Origin of the sequence: Chryseobacterium formosum (genome assembly GCF_026460885.1) — a bacterium.
In the GTDB taxonomy this organism is placed as follows: domain Bacteria; phylum Bacteroidota; class Bacteroidia; order Flavobacteriales; family Weeksellaceae; genus Chryseobacterium; species Chryseobacterium formosus.
In genome coordinates this window covers 128732-143935 of the sequence record NZ_JAOVZW010000019.1, presented here as the reverse complement: position 1 = coordinate 143935, position 15204 = coordinate 128732, and the positions used below count along the sequence as shown (strand labels likewise).

Here is a 15204-nt window from a genome sequence, read left to right as displayed (position 1 = left end):
AATATGGCAAAAATAATTATTAATCGATCATCAGAATTTTCAAATAAATTGCGTTTAATAGAAATTCTTCTTGACAACAAAAGAATAGGAGAAATAAAAGATGGTGAATCAAAGGAATTTGAAATCCCTCCCGGAAATCATGCTTTAAAAGCAAAAATTGATTGGTGCACTTCAAATTTGATTAATCTGAGTATTAATGAGGATGGAATATTAAGATATAATCTCAGCGGAACAAATCCTTTCTTGGCATTATTTTATATTACATTAGGAAAAGATCAATATTTAGAATTAAAACCAATAAATTAAATGACCTGGACCGAAATTTTAGCCCCGATAAAAAGCACACCTTACTTTACCAATCTTTGGGAAAAAGTAAAACAGGAGTATGCGACAACGAAAGTTTTTCCTCCAAAAAAACAGATTTTCAGAGCGTTGGAATTAACGGCTTTTGATGATGTTGAAGTCGTGATTATTGGTCAAGATCCTTATCATAATGATTTTCAGGCAAATGGTTTGTGCTTTTCAGTTTCTGAGCAGGTTGCAGCTCCACCTTCACTTAAAAATATTTTTACAGAATTAAAAGATGATATTGGAGTTGAGCGAACTTCAAAAGAATTGGATGATTGGGCAAAACAAGGTGTTTTATTATTGAATGCAACTTTGACAGTTCGTGCACATTCGCCAAATTCTCACAAAGATTTAGGTTGGGAAAAATTCACTGATTTTATAATTAAAGAAATTTCAGATAAAAAAGAAAATGTGGTTTTCGTTTTGTGGGGAGCTTTTGCACAGAAAAAAGCCGAATTAATCAATCCGGCTAAACATTTTATCATTAAATCTGCGCATCCATCACCTTTTTCTGTATACAGAGGTTTTTATGGCAGCAAACCTTTCTCGAAAATTAATGAATATCTTGCTTCAAAAGGGAAGAAGCTTATTTCATGGTAGAATTCGTCTCATAGACTTCTTTCGTAACCGATATTCCGATTTTGTATTTTCCGGAAAGTGATTTTGCTCCGTTTTCTGCAGTTGGATAAGGGGTAACTTTTACTAAAGAAATTTTATACCCGTTAAAAGATTGTGTCGTATGATAATCTTTCCCGTTAACTTCTGTGGTTGAAAATTGTAAAGTCATTGGTCGGCTTGTGGTACTCATAACTTCTACATTGGCAACGGCAACTCCAGCCCAAATACATTGTGTTCCTTGCGGACAGCGGCTGTCTTCTGCCATACTTTTAAAAGTAACATTCATTTGAAATTCTTTCAAAAATTTATTTTCTCCTTCACTGAAATAAATAATATTTCCTTCGCTTTTCATAGAAGTTTCGGTTTGTACATCAGTAGAATTTTGAGCTGTTTCCTGATTTTTCAGTTCTTTCTGAGCTTTGCAGTTTATCAGGCTGATTAAACTTAAACTCAATATGATATGTTTATACATTTTTACAATTAAATTACATTAAAAATATCTAAAACGACAACCATAAGCATTGCAATTCCAACAACTAAGCTGAATCCCGTTCCATAAATGAATCCAATAAACGCTCCTTTGGTTGATTTTAAAGCTTTATTCATGTCTTTGCTGTCGTGCAAAAGTTCTCCTATAAAAACTCCGGCAAACATTCCTACAAGAAAACCTAAAGGAATTGGTAAAAACAGTCCTACAATTGTTCCGATTACCGAACCGATGCTTCCCCAATTTGTTCCCCCATATTTTTTGTTGGTTTTTGCTGGAATTACGTAGCTTAATACCACAGAAGCAAGTGTCAAAATTACAAATGCCCAAATATAAAGTACTGAAAGATCAGCATCTGTGCCATATTTATAAATTAAAAGCCCGCTAAGACTTAAAACCAATCCCGGTAAAACCGGTAAAAAAGTTCCCAAGATTCCCAGAATAAGTAAAATGATACTTAAAAGCGAAATTATTGAATGATCCATATTTATTTAAATAAAAAAGTGACTTTAAAAAGCCACTTTTTGTTTATCAATTTTTAAGCCGATTTTTAAAGATTTAAAATTACATACTGTAGAATTACTCCTGCATTTCCAATATTTCCTGTAGCGTGATTATGGAAACTTGTGTAATAAATATATCCACTGTTTGTAGATCCCGAACAAGGTCCCACAGTTGCGCCTAAAGCTACCAGATAAGGAACTGCAGCGGTAGGAACAGAAAGACTGATTTGTATATTTCCGGGAAGTGTAATACAAACTGTTGTAAATGTTGTATTCGGAGCATTTCCGATTGGTGTTGCAGGAATTCCTGTTGCTGTAAAATGATTGGTTCTGATCATCAATGCATTGTTTGATGAAGTTTCTTTCACTAAAACTTCCCAATATGTCGGATCATAGTTGGTAATTTTTTGCCATGAACCTAAATCAAAATCAATATTAAGAGTATTAAATCCTAAAGCAGTAGATAATCCAGAACTACTTACAGTTGCCGGAATAATTCCAGAGCTTCCTGTGTTTGTCGAGCATAATTTTGTATCAGGAACAAATCCACCCGGAAGTGAACAGCTTGTTGTATTGTCAGTTCCACCAACTAAATAGGCAACATCCCAATCTGATGCGTAAATACTTCCGCCATTAGCAACAAAAATAGCCAAATTCGCGTCAATTGCAGGGTAAAGTGATTGGTTTGAATTGTAATTTCTTGATCCGCAATTAAGAAAAATAATGTCGTATTGAGCAATTGCTGTGATGTTGGCAAGATCAGCATTGGTAATTTCTGTGGCATTGTATCCTAAATTCTGAATAATATTCTCAATTTTATCATAGTTTCCTTTTACGTAAGCAATTTTAGCAACCTGATTTAGTTTAGTTTGACTTGCATTTAAGCTTAAAGTTTCGTTGTCTTTTATAGTTGCTGAAATTTCGGTACGGAAATTACTGCCATTTCCGGTTTGAATGTGAATTGTGTGATTTCCAACAGGAGCTTCTAATGTGAAATTTCCATCAGAATCAGAAGTTGTGTAATAGATTTTGTATTTTTCATCAAATGTGAAAACAGATGCACCTCCGATAGATTTGCTCCCGTTTTGCGACATTACTCTTCCGGAGATTTTACCGGTTTTTATAGTGTTGTCAACAGTGATTTCTGCCGGAGTTTCAGAATCAGACCTACAAGATCCAAGTGATAAAAGCAGAATGAGAATAAAGAATAAGTTGAGATTTTTCATAGAATTTGGTTTTAAATTAAGAATACTAAATTAATTAAATTATTATTGATTTGATTGTATTTTTAAATTAATTTTAAATATTTGTTAATTATTAATCTTGAGTATTGTGAAAAATTCTTATTTTATTAGGGTTGTGGTGAATTTTAATTTATTAAATTTGTTTTAATGAAAGACGAAATAAAAGATACCAAAAGTTTTTTTCAGGAAACGAGTGAACAGCTTTACATTTATGTAAGCAAAATTTCACCTACGGGGCTCGACTGGGTTTTTCATATCATCGTGAAGATGGCATTGCTGCTTGGAATTTTCCTGTTGCTTGATTTTATTTTCAAGATAATCATCAATTATACTTTTAAGTTTTTCCGTAACGAAGAAAAATTTCCCGTTATAAAATCTATTTACAATTCAAGGATTACCAATTCCCTTGCTCATTTTGTAGCATTGGCAACGATAGGATCTTTGCATGAGTCAATTTTTGTGGGAGCTTTAAAAAATACCACTATTTTTATTCACAGATCGGTTAATCTAGGTTTGGTACTGATTCTTGCAGGAATGTTGTATCGTTCTTTAACTGGTTTTAGAAGCTATTTTACGATAAAACAAGATTATTACAAAGTGATGGCAATTAATGCGATTTCTGAAACGGTAAAAATTCTCGGTATTTTCATTTTTACTATAGTAAGCATCTGTGTGATTTTTGGGATTAAAGGAACAACGATTGTCGGGAGTTTAGGAGCAATTACAGCAGTTTTGGTTTTGGTGTTCAGAGATACAATTTTAGGTTTTGTTACCGGAATTCACGTTGCTACTTCCAAAAGTTTAAAAGTTGGTGATTGGATCGGAATTCCAAAATATAATATTGAAGGAAATATTTTAGATATAAGCTTGCTGACCACAAAAATTTCAAATTTTGACAAAACAATTTCTTCGATTCCAACGTATGATTTGCTGACTACTGAAATTAAAAATCTTCAGGTAATGTCGGAATCAAATACCCGAAGAATAAAAAAATCAATAGTTTTTAACATTACATCATTTAAATTTTTAAATGATGAAGAAATTGAAAAACTAAAAGACATTAATCTTATTTCGGATTATTTAAATCAAAAAATTTCAGAAATCAATCAGGAAAAAGCTTCAATTGAGCATCGAGATAAAATTATCAACGGAAGACAGTTGACCAATATCGGAGTTTTCAGGCATTACGCTCAAAAATACCTTGAAAATGATCCCGAAATCGATAAAGAAAGTCCAATAATGGTTCGTCAACTGGAAATTACAGCTCAAGGACTTCCGATGGAAATCTATTGTTTTGCAAATGATTCTAAATGGGTGCGTTTTGAACAAATTCAGGCTGATATTTTTGACCATTTGTTGGTTGCTTCAAAGGAATTTGATCTTCAGGTTATGCAGATTGGCTTAAAAGTCTAATCTGTATTAAAAGCACATTTGTAAAAACATGAAAAATATTGTATCTCATCAAAATGCGGAACAGTTAAATTTCATCATGCTTTTGTTGGCTGCACTAATATCTTGTGTACTTCCATTCGATACTTTTTTATTTTCTTACGCTGTTTTGGGGCCATTACATTATTTAACAGAATTGCATTGGTTAAAAAATAAAGATTTCTTTGTTCCTAAAAAAACAGTAAAAATCTTTGTCTTATTATTTGTCGCACTGTCGCTTTTTTTATTTTTAAATTATATCAGTATTTTCAACTTATACAGCATAAATAATGGTTTTTTTGTCGGGTTTTTATTGTCTGCGTTTTTTCTTATAAGTATTTACTTTATTTTTAAAACTAAATCAATATTGATTAAAAGCTTAATGATTGCAACTTTATTGTTTTGTGTAATTCTTTACTTTTTTAAACCCAGTGTCATCATTCTTTTTGGTTTATTTCTGCCTACAATTATTCACGTTTATGTATTTACAGCAATGTTCATGATAATGGGATATCTTTCAAGTCCCAATAGATTGGGTTTACTGAGTATTGTAATTCTTTTGGCTGTGCCATTTTTTATTTATTTTCTTCCTGTAGAAAATTTAGCTTTGGAGAGATCAAGTGCACAAAATTTATTTAATCTTACCGGGTTTAAACCTATTAGTCAATGGTTGGTTTTTTTTATTGGTAAAACAGAAACTGCAGCACTAATCATAAAAGTACAGATTTTTATAGCTTTTGCTTATACTTACCATTATCTGAATTGGTTTTCCAAGACTTCTGTCATAGGATGGAGTCGGTCTTTGGAGCCAAAAAAGATGGTTTTAGTTGCAGGGATTTGGATTTTATCAATAGCTTTGTACCTTATAAATTATCAAACGGGCTTGTTGTTTCTTTTCGTATTGAGCATGATTCATGTTTTAGCAGAATTTCCTCTCAATGCAATATCTTTTAAGACCGTTTTTCAAAAATTGTTCTCTAAATGACAAAACTAAGTGTAAACATTAATAAAATTGCAACCATCAGAAACGCTAGAGGAGGAGAAACTCCAAGTGTGACGGAAGCTGCAATCAAAATTCAGGAATTTGGTGCTCATGGAATTACCATTCATCCAAGACCAGATGAAAGACACATTACGAGAAAAGATGTGTACGATTTAAAGCCATTGGTAACAACCGAATATAATATAGAAGGAAATCCACACCGAGATTTTATCGATATGGTTCTAGAAGTAAAACCTGAACAAGTGACTTTGGTTCCCGATGCCGATGATGCAATAACATCAAATGCAGGTTGGGATTGTGAAAAAAATATGGATTTTCTAAAATCTGTAATTACAGAATTTAAAAATGCGGGAATCAGAACTTCAATTTTCTTAGATCCCAATCCTGAAATGGTAAAATTTGCTGCGGAAACAGGAGCCGACAGAATTGAACTGTACACTGAAGCTTATGCATCAAATTATTCAACAAATAAAGAAGAAGCTATCAAACCTTATATTGAAACAGCTATTGAAGCTGAGAAATTCGGATTAGGAATCAATGCTGGTCACGATTTAAGTTTAGAAAATTTAAAATATTTTGCAGACAATATCCCAAATCTTTTGGAAGTTTCCATCGGTCACGCTTTGATTTCTGAAGCGTTGTATATGGGAATGGAAAATACAGTTCAGGCGTATTTGAAGAGATTGGCAAAATGGTAGAATTAGAAACTATAGGTTAAGGTATTAAAAGTTAGTAAGAGAGTTTGCATACTAACTTCTAATATCTAATTTCTAACATCTTAAAAAAATATGGAAATCTTACATTCAAAAATATTCGGCGAAAACTTATCGTCAACACCGCTTTTAGTATTTCACGGTTTGTTTGGAATGCTTGATAATTGGGGAAGTTTCGGAAAAGAATTGGGAGAATTTTTACCCGTTCATTTAATTGATTTACGTAATCATGGCAGAAGTTTTCATTCTGAAAGTATGTCTCACGATGATTTAGCTAATGATATTGCCAATTACATGAATCATTATGGAATTGAAAAAGCCCATGTTTTAGGGCATTCTTTAGGTGGAAAAGCCGTGATGCAATTCGCTATAAATTATCCTGAAAAAGTTGATAAACTAACTGTTGTCGACATTGGACCAAAAGCATATCCTCCGCATCATCAGGGAATTATGAAAGCATTAGAAACGGTAAACTTTGATGAGGTAAAATCACGAGGTGAAGTAGAAACCGTTTTAACGCAATACATTCCTGAAAAATCTACCATTCAGTTTTTAGCTAAAAATCTGTATTGGGAAGAAAATGGGGATTTTAAAAAATTAAACTGGAGATTTAATCTGAAAACATTGTCAGAAAAATACAATCAGTTTGTATCAAATGCTATTAAATTTGGAGTTTTTGAAGGTGAAACATTGTTCATTTCAGGTGAGAAATCAAATTATATTTTGCCACAGGATGAGTTTGCCATCAAGCAGCAGTTTCCAAAAGCTCAATTTGTAAAAATAAAAAATGCTGCACACTGGGTTCAGGCAGATAATCCGGTTGATTTTGCAATCGTTGTGAAAGAATTTTTAGGATTATAAGCTAAGTCAAATGTATTCTTTGATGCCATCTAATTTTCAGTTTAAAATTTAGGTGAAAAATATGTTTTATGACTTTTGTAGTAAAATAAATCCATCTTTTTCTGTTATATTTATGCAAATTTGCAAAACCATTAAAATCAATCTCAATCTATGGTCTTCGTAACAGGTGCAACAGGAATTTTAGGCAGAATCATCGTTCTCGAACTTTTAAAAAAAGGTAAAAAAGTGCGTGCTGCAAAAAGACCTTCGAGCAACATCAATGAAGTAAAACATTCCTATCAATATTTTACAGAGAATTCCGGTGTTTTTTTTGATAAAATTGAATGGATTGATGTGGATTTTGATGACATTCACGCAGTTGAATCAGCTTTGAATGGCGTTACAGAAGTCTATCACTGTGCTGCGAAAGTCAGTTTTCATCCGAAAGATGAAAAAGAAATGAATCACACCAATATCAAGGCGACAGAAAACCTTCTTTTTGCCTGCGAAAATTCTAAGGTTGAAAAATTTCTTCACGTAAGTTCGATTGCAGTTTTAGATTTATTTAATGAAAAAGGAGAGCTTGACGAAAGTTCAGATTTCAACCCTAAAGACGAGCATTCTGCATATTCGATCTCAAAACATCTTTCTGAAATGGAGGTTTGGAGAGCTTCCGCAGAAGGTTTAAATACAATCATTATCAATCCCGGAATGATTATCGGAACGGGAAACTGGGGCAAAAGCAGTGGCGATATTTTTCCGACTTTTGAAAATAACAGCTTCACATTTTCTGGCGGAACGAGTTATGTTGACGTTAGAGATGTTGCCAGAATTTCTATTGAATTAATGGAAAAAAATGCGTTCGGAGAAAGATTTATTATCGTTTCCGAAAACAAAAAATATGCTGATTTAGGTAAGCAAATCAGAACTAAATTAGGTTTAAAAGAAGCTAAAATTCTTTCAAAACCTGCGCTGCAAATGGGAAGAATAGCCAATGTGTTTTTGGGTTGGATGATTCCTCAGCTCAAAATGGCGACAAAATCGAATATTGAATCTGTTTCTTCTTTAAATGTGATTTCAAATCAAAAAATTAAAGAGAAATTAGATTTTCAATTTACTCCCGTGTCAGAAAGTATTGACTTTCATCTCAACAATTATATTAACGACAAAAAGCTGAATAAAAAGTAATGAATCTTGCAGAGGCAATCATCAAAAAAAATGTAGAAAAGCATCCTTTAAAATCAGCAATTGGCTTTAAGAAAAAAGAAGGTGGTTGGAAAGAACTGAGCTGGCAAAAATTCAGTGAAGTTATTTTTAAAACTGCCAACGCACTGAAAGATTCAGGGATTGAGGTGAATGATAAAATCGCTATTTATGCCGATAATTCTGCAGAATGGATGATTTTTGATTTGGCTGTATTGTCGATTGGGGCGATTACCGTTCCGATTTATTCAACCAATAATACCGAACAGGCGGAATTTATTCTTAATGATTCTGGTGCAAAATCAGTTTTAGTGGGAAGTCAGGCTCAATACGATTCTTGTCTGGAAATCTTAAAAAAAGAAAGCACAGGTTTAAAATCAATCATCATTTCTAAAAAAGCGGTTTGGATTAAAAAAGAATTCAGCAGTTTTTATTTGGAAGATTTTATTGCAAAATCGTCACCGAAACTTGATTTTTCAGAAAAGAATGAAGACGATACAGCAACGATTATTTACACATCAGGAACAACAGGAAATCCCAAAGGAGTAATACTTCCCCATGGAAATTTTGTAAAACTTTGCGATGCTCATTTTGAGTTTTTTAGGTTTAAAAACTTTGAAGATGAGATTTCGTTGGCATTTTTACCATTAACACACGTTTTTGAAAGAAGCTGGACCTTGCTGTGTTTATATGGTGGAGCAAGAGTTTATTTCCTGGACGATCCGAAAGATATTGCCAAAGCTTTGGAGGAAGTAAAACCATCAATGATGTGCGTTGTTCCGAGATTTTTGCAGAAAGTGTATGCAGGAGTTTTAGAAAAAGCAGAAGAAGGTTCATCATTAAAAAAGAAAATTTTCAATTGGGCTTTAGAAATTGGAAGTCAAACTGCAGAATTCAAAAGAAAAGACCAGACAATTCCTTTTGGTTTAAAATGTAAAGAAACGGTTGCCGATTTGTTGGTTTTCAGCAAAATAAAAGAAAAATTAGGCGGAAGATTGTGGTTTATTCCTTGTGGTGGAGCATCTTTGTCACCAGAAGTAACACAGTTTTTCGAGTCAATTGATATTCATATTACAGTTGGTTACGGTTTGACAGAAACGACTGCAACTTTAACGGCATTTCCACCAACAAATTTTGAACACGGAAGTTGTGGAAAGCCTTTGCCGGGAGTAGAAATCCGAATTGGCGAAAACGACGAAATTCAGGCAAAAGGAAACGGCATTATGAAAGGCTACTACAACCGACCTGAAGAAACCGAAAAAGTTTTTACGCAGGATGGTTGGTTTAAAACCGGTGACGCAGGAAAGTTTGACGACAAAGGAAATCTTTTTATTACCGACAGAATCAAAGATTTAATGAAAACTTCCAACGGGAAATATATTGCACCGCAGATAATAGAAAATCTTCTGACCAACAATAATTTCATCCAACAGATTGTTTTGATTGCTGAAGGAAAACAGTTTGTTTCGGCTTTAATTGTTCCGAATTTTGAATTTCTGACGGATTATTTAAAAAAGAGAAATATTCCGTTTACCAATTGGGAAGAAATAGTTCAGAAGAAAGAAATCATCGATTTTTATAAAGAAAAAATCAACGAATTTCAAAAGCATCTTTCAGATTTTGAGAAGGTGAAAAAGTTTACTTTAATGCCTGCAGAATTTGAAATCAGCAGCGGAGAAATCACGCCAACTTTGAAGATTAAAAGAAATATTGTGCTGAAAAAATATGCAGACGTTATTGAGAAGATGTACTAATTAGAACTTATTATCTCAGATAAATCACGACTAGTCTGTCATTCCGTAGGAATCTCAACAGTTTTAAGATAAAATAATTTAAATTCCTACGGAATGACAAACATTGTATATCTTAAACTATTAAAATGATTAGGATTGAAAAATAGGTTTATATTTGAAACTAACTATGACAACAAACGAATTTTTAGGAAAAGAAAATTTTACGATACAAAATAAAACAGTTTCAGAAAGCTGTCCCTCAAATATTGCTTTGATTAAATATTGGGGGAAATACAAAGATCAGATTCCGGCAAATCCAAGTATCAGTTTTACTTTAAATCACTGTAAAACCAATACAGAAATGGAGTTTTTTGCAAACGAGCCATTTTCTGTACAGACTTTCCTTTCAGGAAATGAAGAAGTGAAATTTGCTGAAAAAATCGAAAAATACTTCAAGAATATCGAGCAGTACTTACCGTGGATATTAAAAGGAAAATACGTTATCAAAACTGAAAATACATTTCCTCACAGCTCAGGAATTGCAAGTTCTGCATCAGGTTTCGGAGCAATTGCAAAATGTCTGATGACATTGGATGAAGAGTTTTCAGGAAAGACTTCAGAAGATGAATCATTAAGAAAAGCATCGTTTCTGGCAAGATTAGGAAGCGGAAGTGCTTGTAGAAGTTTGTACAATGGATTGGTTGTTTGGGGGAAATCTGATGAGGTTGAAGGGAGTTCAGATTTATTCGCCGTAAAATATTCTGATGATGAAATTCATCCTGTTTTTAAAGATTTTAATGATTGGGTTTTGCTGATTCATGAAGGTGTAAAAAGCGTTTCTTCAACGGTTGGTCATGGTTTAATGAACACAAATCCGTATGCTGAAAGAAGATTTCAGGAGGCAAGAGAAAATTTTGTTCCGATGAAAGAAATTCTGAAATCAGGAAATATGGAAGAATTTATCAAGTTGGTAGAACACGAAGCTTTAACGCTTCACGCCATGATGATGATGAGCGATCCTGCTTTTATTTTAATGAAAACAGGCACTTTGGAAGTCATCAATAAGATTTGGGATTTCAGAAAAGAAACAAATTTACCTTTATTCTTCACTTTGGATGCAGGAGCAAATGTACATTTATTGTTCCCGAATGATGGTTCTGAAGAGCAGATAAAATCGTTTATCGAAACTGAATTATTGCAGCACACTCAGAAAAATGGAGTAGTGAAAGATGTGACGAAGTTTTAAAATGAAAAACAAAAAAAGAATTTTACTCATCAGTTTATTAATAGGTTTTATCTTGATTCTTTGCATGAATACAACTTATAGCAAAGGTACATCTGTAGGAACATGGGGAAGAAATCGAACGATAAACTGGTAATTAAATAAGATAGTATGAATATTATTAAAGATCAAAATATCATCCTTTCAAATTCTGAAACGAAAGATTTTCTTGCCGATGCATTTTACCCTGAAACAGAAAATAAACTTCCCTTAGTCATTTTTGTTCATGGTTACAAAGGTTACAAAGATTGGGGAGCTTGGAATTTAATGGCTGAAAAATTTGCCGAAGCTGGCTTTTTCTTTGTTAAATTTAATTTTTCGCACAACGGAACAACAGTTGAAGATCCGGATAATTTTGCGGATTTAGAAGCTTTCGGAAATAATAATTACACAAAAGAACTTTCAGATTTAAACGTTGTGATTGATCATTTTTCTAAAAAAGAAAAAGTTGATGAAAATAAAATCATTTTAATATGTCATAGTAGAGGTGGCGGAATTTCGATTGTTAAAACCTGCGAAGACATCAGAATTAATGGTTTGATTACTTTAGCAAGTGTTGATTCTTTAGAACGATTTCCGAAAAATGAAGCTTTTGAAAACTGGAAAAATGAAGGAGTTTATTATGTCGAAAACGGAAGGACGAAACAGCAGATGCCGCACTACTACCAGTTTTTTGAAGATTTTGAAACCAATTATCATCGTTTTGATGTTGAGCGCTCGATGGAAATGGCTAAAGCTCATGTTTTGATAATTCACGGGACAAATGATGAATCAGTAAGTTTAAAGAATGCAGAACATCTTCATCTTTTAAATCCGAATACTGAATTGTATTTTGTAGAAAACGCTAATCATACTTTCGGAGCAAAAGAGCCTTGGGAAGGGAAAGAATTGCCAAAAGATTTGGATGAAGTGATAAAAAAATGTATTGAATTTATTACCGAAAAAATAGTAAACGAATAATAAAAGGAGTGAAAAATTTTTACTCCTTTTATTAATATAATTTGGTTTATTTACTCAGAAGTTTCCAAGCTTCAGAAATTTTACTTTCAAGCAAAAACTTCTGAGCTTCCAAATGAATATTTTCATCATCATGACAATCTTCTGAAGGCAAAACCTCAACATTTGCCAACATTCCCAAATCGTTTCCAGTAAAGACGTTGCTGAGTTTTACAGCGTCTGGAAGTCGGTCAAAGCCAATTCCTTTTGTAACCAAAGGTTTTGGAACTTCAAAAAGACTGTTCTCATTGCTTCTTGAATAATAATTTCCACCTAATCTGGCAACCATATCCAATTTTGCTTGGTCTAAATTTCCATCAGAATTCAAATATTCTTCTCTGATGTGAATTTTATGAACTTCACAGATAACCAAGTTTCCTGCACCTCCTTGATCTCCTAAAGATTTTACTTCCAAAACTTTACATTCGAAATTGACAGGGCATTCTGCAATTAATTTAGGCTTAACCAAATCAGCATCTTTCATCGTTAAACCAGATTTGATAAATTCATTCACTCCGTCGCCATATTCTGTAGAAGCCAAAGAAATCTGCTGCACAATCGGAAAATTGACTGTCCCGATTACTACTTCAGAAGTTTCTAAAACATTTTCCAACGTATGCTTCGTTGTATTATCCCGAACTCTTCTGGATGGTGAAAAAATCAAAATCGGTGGCACCGTACTAAACATATTAAAAAAACTGAACGGAGATAAATTACTGTTTCCGTCTTTATCAACCGTTGAAGCCAATGCAATAGGTCGTGGTGAAACGGCTGTTTGCATTATTGTTTGTAGTTGTACAGGAGTTATTTCTGATGGGATTACTGTTTTCATGTTTTATATTTTACCACAAAAGTCACAAAAGCTTTTATGAGTTATAATTTTTAATTTATTAAAGTTCAAAAAAGGTGGTGTGAATAACATCTATACCAAATTTTTAGTAATCATAACAGCATCTCATAATGTTTGTTTACAAAAGTTTCCTGCCCTTGATGATATAAATTTTTCACATTAAAATTGACCAAAATGCCTTTGGGTTTTTGCATTAAATTGATATAGTTTAAGATTTGAGCACGATGAATTTCATTGATTGCCGTTACGGATTTTATTTCTAGAATAATTTGTTCTTCAATTAAAAAATCACAAAAAAAGTCGCAACTAATTTCTTTTCCTTTATAAATAACAGGAACTTTTAATTCAGATTTAAAATTAATGTTTCTTAATCTGAATTCTTCCTCCAAACATTTATGATAAACATTTTCAAGCAAACCAGCACCTAAAATCTTGTGAACTTCAATACAGGCTCCATTAATTTTATAGGTCAAATCTGTTAAGTATGATTGCGTTATCATCACAATTCTTTAATAATTTACGTACAACTTATTTGAACTTTAAAAAGCTTTAAATTTAAACTCTTAAAAAAAACTTTTGTGCCTTTTGTGGTTAAGTCATTATTTAGCAGGAATAATTTTCCCGGAAACTTCCCCGAAACCTACTCTCACCCCATCTTTTTCAGCCCAGGCTTTCATTGTCACAGTATCATTATCATCAATAAATTTTCTTTCCTGTCCGTTGCTTAAAGTGATTGGGTTTTGACCTCTCCATGTTAATTCAAGCATAGAACCGAAAGATTTTGGGTCACTTCCTGAAATTGTTCCACTTGCATACATATCTCCCGCTTCAACATTGCAACCATTTACGGTGTGATGAGCTAATTGCTGAGTCATGTTCCAGTACATGTGTTTGTAGTTGCTTTCGGAAATTAGGTTTTCTTCACCGTTTTCAGGTTGCAAGTAAACTTCAAGATTGATATCGTAATTTTTATCGCCTTCAAATTTTAGATAATCTAAAACTTCAGGATCTTGTGTGGGTGAAGCGGTTTTAAATGGTTCTAAAGCCTCAAGAGTTACCACCCACGGAGAAACCGACGAGCCGAAATTTTTTGCCAAAAATGGTCCTAGCGGAACGTATTCCCACGCTTGAATATCTCTAGCTGACCAATCGTTGAAAATCACCATCCCGAAAATCGCGTCTTCAGCGTCTTTGGTAGAAATACTTTCGCCCATTTCTGTGTTTTTATTCAGAATGAAAGCCATTTCCAGTTCGAAATCCAATTGCTTTGATGGACCGAAAAGTGGCTTGTCTGCATCAGCAGGTTTAGTCTGACCTTTTGGACGGTTAATTTCTGTTCCCGAAACTACGATTGATGAAGCTCTACCGTGATATCCTACCGGTAAATGTTTCCAGTTGGGAAGTAAAGCATTTGCAGGATCTCTGAACATTTTTCCAACATTGGTTGCATGCTCGATGCTGCTGTAGAAGTCGGTGTAATTCGGGATATGAACAGGCATCATCATTTTCACCTGATCTAAATCGTAGAACGCTTCTTCAATGGTTTTTTCATCTTTTGACAAGATAGATCCTTCCAAAAGTAATTCCTGAAGTTTAAGACGAACTGCATTCGTAACTGGTTTTTCAAGCTCTATAAATTCGTTCAGAGTGTATGCTTCGAATACGTTGTCTTCAAGACCTTTTATTCCCTCAAAAAAGCCCAAATCATACAACGTCGCCAAATCGATAATCTGATCTCCGATTCTCGTGCAACAAGCGATAAATTCTTTGTTAAAAACCGCTACTCCAAACGGAATATTATGAATGGAAAAGTCTGAATCTGAATTATATTCTACAAATGATTTCATAATTTTTATTTTTTAATTTGATTTTTTTAACACAAAGTTTACAAATGATGTCATAAATAACTTGTGTTTATTCGTGAAAAATATCAGTGTTATTTGTGTTTAAACAAAG

16 protein-coding genes are annotated in these 15204 nt (G+C 33.2%); 10 read left to right on the top strand and 6 right to left on the bottom strand.

What is annotated here, in order from left to right:
- Nucleotides 1–3: 3 nt before the first annotated feature.
- Both OF897_RS16140 and OF897_RS16135 read left to right on the top strand, forming a co-directional pair.
- The gene (locus OF897_RS16140) at nucleotides 4–306 is read left to right on the top strand and encodes a hypothetical protein (protein ID WP_267266704.1); all 303 of its coding nucleotides are present in this window, start codon (nucleotides 4–6) and stop codon (nucleotides 304–306) included.
- The gene (locus OF897_RS16135; protein ID WP_267266703.1) at nucleotides 307–948 is read left to right on the top strand and encodes a uracil-DNA glycosylase; all 642 of its coding nucleotides are present in this window, start codon (nucleotides 307–309) and stop codon (nucleotides 946–948) included. It abuts the gene before it with no gap.
- Here OF897_RS16135 and OF897_RS16130 read toward each other — a convergent pair.
- From OF897_RS16130 to OF897_RS16120, 3 genes are all read right to left on the bottom strand, one after another.
- Nucleotides 935–1438, bottom strand: coding sequence for a hypothetical protein (locus tag OF897_RS16130; protein ID WP_267266702.1), 504 nt, complete (start codon nucleotides 1436–1438; stop codon nucleotides 935–937). The two genes, OF897_RS16135 and OF897_RS16130, sit on opposite strands and share 14 nt — an antisense overlap.
- Nucleotides 1439–1446: 8 nt before the next feature.
- On the bottom strand, nucleotides 1447–1938 hold the full coding sequence (locus tag OF897_RS16125; RefSeq protein WP_267266701.1) for a DUF456 domain-containing protein: 492 nt from the start codon (nucleotides 1936–1938) through the stop codon (nucleotides 1447–1449).
- Nucleotides 1939–2003: 65 nt separating this feature from the next.
- Nucleotides 2004–3182: a carboxypeptidase regulatory-like domain-containing protein gene (locus tag OF897_RS16120; protein WP_267266700.1), complete on the bottom strand. Its 1179-nt coding sequence runs from the start codon at nucleotides 3180–3182 to the stop codon at nucleotides 2004–2006.
- Nucleotides 3183–3347: 165 nt separating this feature from the next.
- Here OF897_RS16120 and OF897_RS16115 point away from each other — a divergent pair, with 165 nt between their 5' ends.
- The 8 genes from OF897_RS16115 (at nucleotide 3348) to OF897_RS16080 (ending at nucleotide 12362) form a co-directional block, all read left to right on the top strand.
- Nucleotides 3348–4613, top strand: a complete 1266-nt coding sequence (locus OF897_RS16115) for a mechanosensitive ion channel family protein (RefSeq protein WP_267266699.1) — start codon at nucleotides 3348–3350, stop codon at nucleotides 4611–4613.
- 28 nt (nucleotides 4614–4641) lie between these two features.
- Entirely contained in the window at nucleotides 4642–5613 is a 972-nt protein-coding gene (locus OF897_RS16110; RefSeq protein ID WP_267266698.1) for an LTA synthase family protein, read from the top strand.
- Complete coding sequence (locus OF897_RS16105; RefSeq protein WP_267266697.1) at nucleotides 5610–6329, top strand: pyridoxine 5'-phosphate synthase; 720 nt, start codon at nucleotides 5610–5612, stop codon at nucleotides 6327–6329. Before OF897_RS16110 ends, OF897_RS16105 begins: the two co-directional genes overlap by 4 nt.
- 90 nt (nucleotides 6330–6419) lie before the next feature.
- The gene (locus tag OF897_RS16100; protein WP_267266696.1) at nucleotides 6420–7205 is read left to right on the top strand and encodes an alpha/beta fold hydrolase; all 786 of its coding nucleotides are present in this window, start codon (nucleotides 6420–6422) and stop codon (nucleotides 7203–7205) included.
- A gap of 150 nt (nucleotides 7206–7355) precedes the next feature.
- Nucleotides 7356–8372, top strand: coding sequence for an NAD-dependent epimerase/dehydratase family protein (locus OF897_RS16095; RefSeq protein ID WP_267266695.1), 1017 nt, complete (start codon nucleotides 7356–7358; stop codon nucleotides 8370–8372).
- Nucleotides 8372–10141 carry an AMP-dependent synthetase/ligase gene (locus OF897_RS16090; RefSeq protein WP_267266694.1) on the top strand — a complete coding sequence of 590 codons (1770 nt, stop codon included), beginning with the start codon at nucleotides 8372–8374 and terminating at the stop codon, nucleotides 10139–10141. Before OF897_RS16095 ends, OF897_RS16090 begins: the two co-directional genes overlap by 1 nt.
- Before the next feature lie 166 nt (nucleotides 10142–10307).
- The gene (locus OF897_RS16085; RefSeq protein ID WP_267266693.1) at nucleotides 10308–11366 is read left to right on the top strand and encodes a diphosphomevalonate/mevalonate 3,5-bisphosphate decarboxylase family protein; all 1059 of its coding nucleotides are present in this window, start codon (nucleotides 10308–10310) and stop codon (nucleotides 11364–11366) included.
- Nucleotides 11367–11513: 147 nt separating this feature from the next.
- On the top strand, nucleotides 11514–12362 hold the full coding sequence (locus OF897_RS16080; protein WP_267266692.1) for an alpha/beta hydrolase family protein: 849 nt from the start codon (nucleotides 11514–11516) through the stop codon (nucleotides 12360–12362).
- Nucleotides 12363–12408: 46 nt separating this feature from the next.
- Here OF897_RS16080 and OF897_RS16075 read toward each other — a convergent pair whose 3' ends face one another.
- The 3 genes from OF897_RS16075 to fahA all read right to left on the bottom strand — a co-directional run bounded on the left by OF897_RS16075 (nucleotide 12409) and on the right by fahA (nucleotide 15095).
- Nucleotides 12409–13230: a flavin reductase family protein gene (locus OF897_RS16075; protein ID WP_267266691.1), complete on the bottom strand. Its 822-nt coding sequence runs from the start codon at nucleotides 13228–13230 to the stop codon at nucleotides 12409–12411.
- A 110-nt stretch (nucleotides 13231–13340) separates the two neighbouring features.
- Nucleotides 13341–13748 carry a GxxExxY protein gene (locus OF897_RS16070; protein ID WP_267266690.1) on the bottom strand — a complete coding sequence of 136 codons (408 nt, stop codon included), beginning with the start codon at nucleotides 13746–13748 and terminating at the stop codon, nucleotides 13341–13343.
- A 99-nt stretch (nucleotides 13749–13847) separates the two neighbouring features.
- Nucleotides 13848–15095, bottom strand: a complete 1248-nt coding sequence (fahA, locus tag OF897_RS16065; protein ID WP_267266689.1) for a fumarylacetoacetase — start codon at nucleotides 15093–15095, stop codon at nucleotides 13848–13850.
- Nucleotides 15096–15204 lie beyond the last annotated feature (109 nt).